This is a genomic window from uncultured Campylobacter sp. (genome assembly GCF_938040115.1).
Taxonomy (GTDB): domain Bacteria; phylum Campylobacterota; class Campylobacteria; order Campylobacterales; family Campylobacteraceae; genus Campylobacter_A.
On the sequence record NZ_CALHXD010000225.1, the window covers coordinates 1 to 4501 of the forward strand.

The window sequence follows — 4501 nt, forward strand, 5'->3', positions numbered from 1 at the left end:
GCTATATCTCGTGAGTGCGATAAAATCTTGCATCAAAAAACATCGCGAGCTTTGGGGCGAGGAAAAGGCGATGTACGAGATGTTTGGCGGGAAGATTTAAATTTGAGCGGGTTAAATTCGGCTCGCTAAAACGTAAAATTTGAGCAAATAAAAAATGCGCGGTCAAATTTGAAAATTTACGCCGTCAAGATACGGGTCTCGGCGCTAAAATTTGATTAAATTTAAAAAATAAAAAGAGTAAATTTAAGAAAGAAAAGGGCGCAAAGCGCGCCCGAATTTACGCGAGTAGAGTCAAATTTGACCTAAACGCGCGAAAAATTAGTTTTTGCGTGTATTTGCGTCAGGCGTGAAAAGCGGCTTATCCAGCAGCTTAAAGTCGCCGATAAATTTCTGACCCTCTTCGCTCGTCGCCCACTCGATAAATTTATTTGCGTTTTCGATGTCGGCCTTAGCGCAGTGCTTCGGATTTACCGCGATTAGCGAGTAGAAGTTCTTTAGGTCGTTGTCGCCTTCGTTGATGATGACCATCTCAGGCGCGCCTTTTTTGGTGTCCTCGTACTTGATGTAGGTGCCGCGATCGGTAAACGTCACGCCCTTTTGCTCGGCTGCAGCGTTGATAGTAGCTAGCATGCCTTGGCCTGTTTGCATATACCAGCTGTCTTTTTCAGGTACTTCGCCGATGATTTTTTTCCAGATACCTTTTTCTTTGTTGTCGGTGCCTGATTTATCGCCGCGAGAGAAAAATTTGATATTCTCTTTTTTGATCAGCTCAAAGCTCTCTTTGATGTCTTTGCCTTTAAATTTATCGGCGATAGATTTATCGGCGATAACGACGAAGTCATTGTACATTACGGGTTTTCTCTCTACGCCAAAGCCTTTTTCTACAAATTCTTTCTCAACTTTTGGCGAATGCACGAAAAGTATGTCCGCATCGCAGTTTTCGCCTAGTTTTAAAGCTGCTCCCGTGCCTACGGCAGTCCATTTGATATCGACGCCGGTTTTTGCCTTATACGCAGGATAGATCGCGTCTAGTAGCCCCGTGTTATCGGTGCTGGTTGTGGTTGCCATGATGAGTTCGCTGTCGCCCGCGAACGCCAAAACGCTCGCGATTAACGAGCCTAATATTACTTTTTTCATTTTTCTCCTTTTTTAAAAAGTATGCTATTATAGCATATTAAATTAACGACATAAACATATGGAGAAATAATATTTGGACTTTCTACTAAACGGATTTTTAGAGGCCTTTAGGCTGCTTTTTAGCGGCGACGAGGAGACGTATTCGGCGATCAGGGCGACGCTTTACACTTCGAGCGTTTCGATATTTTTTGCGATTTTAGTCGGCTTTCCGCTCGGATTTACGCTGGGATTTTACGATTTTAAAGGACGCAGGGTGCTACGGCTGCTCAGCGATACGGCGCTTGCGATGCCGACGGTTGCGATCGGGCTTATTTTGTATGCATTTATCACGCGAAACGGCCCGTTTGGCGAGTTTGGGCTGCTTTTTACGCTAAAGGCCGTGATGCTGGGGCAGTTTGTACTGGCGCTACCCATCATCATCTCGCTAAGCGCTAGCGTCGTGGAAAATATGGACAAAAAGCACTATCTAACGATACTAAATTTACGCCTGAGCGCGATGCGGCTAGTTGGCTGCGTGCTTTACGAGCTGAGGTATGCTCTGATGGTGGTCGTAGCGACGGCGTACGGGCGCATCGTGGCTGAGGTCGGCGTGGCGATGATGATCGGCGGAAATATCAAATATTTTACGCGCACGATCACGACCGCGGTGTCGCTGGAGACGAACAAGGGCGAGTTTGCCATGGGTATAGCGCTTGCTTTGGTGCTCATTTTTATCGCATTTGCGGTAAATTTGGCGATACACGCGCTAAAAAGGCTGGATAGATGAAATTTGATAAATTTAAAAAATTTATGCTCGCAAAAAGCGGCCTGGGCGCGTCAAATTTGAGCTTTTTTGTAAATTTAACGAGAAAGGCGCAAAGTGATAAACGTTAGAAATTTACGCCTAAACTACGGCGCGAGCGAGATTTTAAACATCCCGCGCCTTGATATCGACGTCACCAAAATCACCGCGCTAACGGGCAGCAATGGCAGTGGCAAAAGTACGCTGATGCGAGTGATGTCGTTTTTGCAAAAGCCCACTAGCGGCGAGGTGCGGCTGTGGGGAAGCAGCGCGCCTAGTCTAAATTTACTGCGCGACGTTAGCGTTTTGCTACCCGAGCCCGCGCTTTTAAAACGCTCCGTGAGGGAAAATTTTAAAGCCGTTTTAAAAAGCCGCGGAGTGCTAGCGGAATTTGACGAGCGAGCGAGCGAGGCGTTAAATTTGGTCGGGCTTGACGAGAGTTTTTTAAACAAGCGCCACTTTGAGCTAAGCTCCGGGCAGACGCAGCGCGTTAGTTTTGCGTTAAATTTGGCGCTCAGATCGCGGCTTTATCTGCTTGACGAGCCGACAAATAGCGTGGACGTGGGCACGTCAAAGCTGTTTGGCAAGGCGGTGCTTTACATGCGGCAAAGATACGGCTGCGGCTTTGTGATCGCTAGTCACGACGACAAATGGCTAACCGCAATCGCCGAGGAAAACGTCTTTTTGCACAAGGGGCGCGTGTGCGAATTCGAATACAAAAATATTTTCGACGCGCGGGGTGGGGTTTTAAAATTTGACGAAAAAGCGGTCGTAAATTTGCCGTCAAATTTGCGTAGCGCCGCAAAGATTGCCGTAAACCCGAGCAAAGTAATGCTAAGCAAAACACCGGTTGATGGCTATTTGGGAGGCATTCTGCACTCGGTTTCGCTCTATCTTGGCAAAGAGCTTTTGGTGAAAATCAAAGTCGGCGACTTTTTGATAAAAACCTTGGCGCCAAATTCGCAAAATTTTAGCGTCGGCGAAAATATTTATTTTAAATTTGACGATGGAGCGTTTTTGGGGCTTGAATGAGCCTCAAATTTTGCAAATTTTGCTCCAGGTTTTAAATTTAGGCTCGTTTAGCGCCCGTTAAAATAGCCTAGTTAAAAGTAAATATCAAAATAAAGCGTAAATGCAAGATATATGCGTAAATTTCATATTTCTTTTATCCCCTAAAATTCGCTATAAGCAATATGCAACTAAGGCATATTTAAGCGTATATTAATTTTTTTAATTTATTTTTTTTTAAGTATAAGAAATAAGCCAAAAAGTAGTATAGTTTCACAATCGAGAAAAATCTCAAAAAATAGACAAAAATGATAAAGGAAGGCGATGACTAGCAAGGGCGAATTTGCAGCCGGACGCGGGCTTTATTACTCGCTATTTTCGCGTTTTTTCGTTTTTAGCCAAGACGCGGATAGATTTAGCGGCGTAAATGCGATGCTAGGCCTTGCCTCGGCGCACGCTCTAAACGAAGAATCGGCCGCCGCGATAATGCGCATACAGGCAAAATTCGACGAGAAAAATCCGCAAAATTTAGTGGATGAATTCGATGAAATTTTCCACGCTCCGCCAAGTCCGCTTAGAAACTCGCTGTCGTACTACGACGAGGGCTACGAGGTCGGACACGCCTGCGCAAAAGTGCGTAAAATTTTAGCCCGCACAGACATTAGGCGCGACGAGGCTAAATTTAAAGAAAACGAAGACAACGTGGGTTTCGTGTTTGCGCTAATGAGCGAATTTATCGCGCGAGAGAGCGAGCTGGAGCTATACGGCGAGCTTGAGGAGCAGCTTTTTAAAGAGATCATAAATCCAAACATCGACGAGTTTATAGAGAGTCTTTTTAATCACGAAAGTAGCGAAATTTACAAAGACGTCGCGGTACTACTGCAAGGATTTATCGAGTTCGAACGCGTAGTTTTAAGCGCGCCGCGTCCTATAAATCACGGCGAAAACAAAAAGACTTTGGACGGAGTTTCAAGATCTGAGGCTATAAGAAGACAAAAAAACCGAGTGAGAAAGCTAAAAGCTATGGAGGAAGAAAATGCAAAAAAATAGGCGAGAATTTTTAAAAAAGGCGGGGCTAGTCGGAGCTGTAGCGGCTACGGCCGGAGTAGCGACGGCAGCGGCGTCAAACCTAAAATACGGTAAAAGCAAAAAGACCGAGGTGCTTTATAAAAGAAGCAAAAACTGGGATCTATACTACGAACAAGCAAAATAATAAAATTTAAGAAAGGATAAATATGTCTGAGGCAAATTTACGTCTTATGCCCCACTCAAACGCAGTCGGGCGAAGATCATTTTTAAAAATGGCCGCGCTAGCGGGCGTAGCGGGCGGCATGAGCGGACTGGCCGCTAGCGGCGTAACCAGAAGTGCGACTCAAGAAGAGATGGCAAATCCGTTTCCAAACTCTAAAATCGTAAAAACCGTTTGTACGGTTTGCTCCGTTGGATGCGGAGTGCGGGCTGAGGTGGAAAACGGCGTATGGGTGCGCCAAGAGGTAGCTCAAGATCACCCCGTAAGCGCTGGCGGCCACTGCTGTAAGGGCAGCGACGTCATCGATATGGTGCGCTCTCACTGCC

At 45.8% G+C, this 4501-nt stretch carries 6 protein-coding genes; 5 read left to right on the plus strand and 1 reads right to left on the minus strand.

The window, feature by feature from the left end:
• Positions 1–318 precede the first annotated feature (318 nt).
• The gene (gene tupA, locus Q0314_RS07545; protein ID WP_004321081.1) at positions 319–1137 is read right to left on the minus strand and encodes a tungstate ABC transporter substrate-binding protein TupA; all 819 of its coding nucleotides are present in this window, start codon (positions 1135–1137) and stop codon (positions 319–321) included.
• A gap of 73 nt (positions 1138–1210) precedes the next feature.
• Here tupA and tupB point away from each other — a divergent pair, with 73 nt between their 5' ends.
• The 5 genes from tupB to Q0314_RS07570 form a co-directional block, all read left to right on the plus strand.
• A complete protein-coding gene (gene tupB, locus Q0314_RS07550; RefSeq protein WP_298057934.1) occupies positions 1211–1903 on the plus strand; it encodes a tungstate ABC transporter permease TupB in 693 nt (230 codons plus the stop codon).
• A 93-nt stretch (positions 1904–1996) separates the two neighbouring features.
• Positions 1997–2950 carry a tungstate ABC transporter ATP-binding protein TupC gene (gene tupC / locus Q0314_RS07555; RefSeq protein WP_298057935.1) on the plus strand — a complete coding sequence of 318 codons (954 nt, stop codon included), beginning with the start codon at positions 1997–1999 and terminating at the stop codon, positions 2948–2950.
• Positions 2951–3250: 300 nt separating this feature from the next.
• A complete protein-coding gene (locus tag Q0314_RS07560) occupies positions 3251–3976 on the plus strand; it encodes a molecular chaperone TorD family protein (protein WP_298057937.1) in 726 nt (241 codons plus the stop codon).
• Positions 3963–4139 carry a twin-arginine translocation signal domain-containing protein gene (locus tag Q0314_RS07565; protein WP_009496297.1) on the plus strand — a complete coding sequence of 59 codons (177 nt, stop codon included), beginning with the start codon at positions 3963–3965 and terminating at the stop codon, positions 4137–4139. The genes Q0314_RS07560 and Q0314_RS07565 overlap by 14 nt, the downstream gene beginning before the upstream one ends.
• A gap of 46 nt (positions 4140–4185) precedes the next feature.
• On the plus strand, positions 4186–4501 hold a 316-nt coding region (locus tag Q0314_RS07570; RefSeq protein WP_298057938.1), incomplete at its 3' end, for a twin-arginine translocation signal domain-containing protein.

Coding starts and splice junctions, on each gene's coding strand:
- Q0314_RS07565 (WP_009496297.1), top strand. CDS start 3,963: ATGCAAAAAAATAGGCGAGAATTTTTAAAAAAGGCGGGGCTAGTCGGA.
- tupA (WP_004321081.1), bottom strand. CDS start 1,137: ATGAAAAAAGTAATATTAGGCTCGTTAATCGCGAGCGTTTTGGCGTTC.
- Q0314_RS07560 (WP_298057937.1), top strand. CDS start 3,251: ATGACTAGCAAGGGCGAATTTGCAGCCGGACGCGGGCTTTATTACTCG.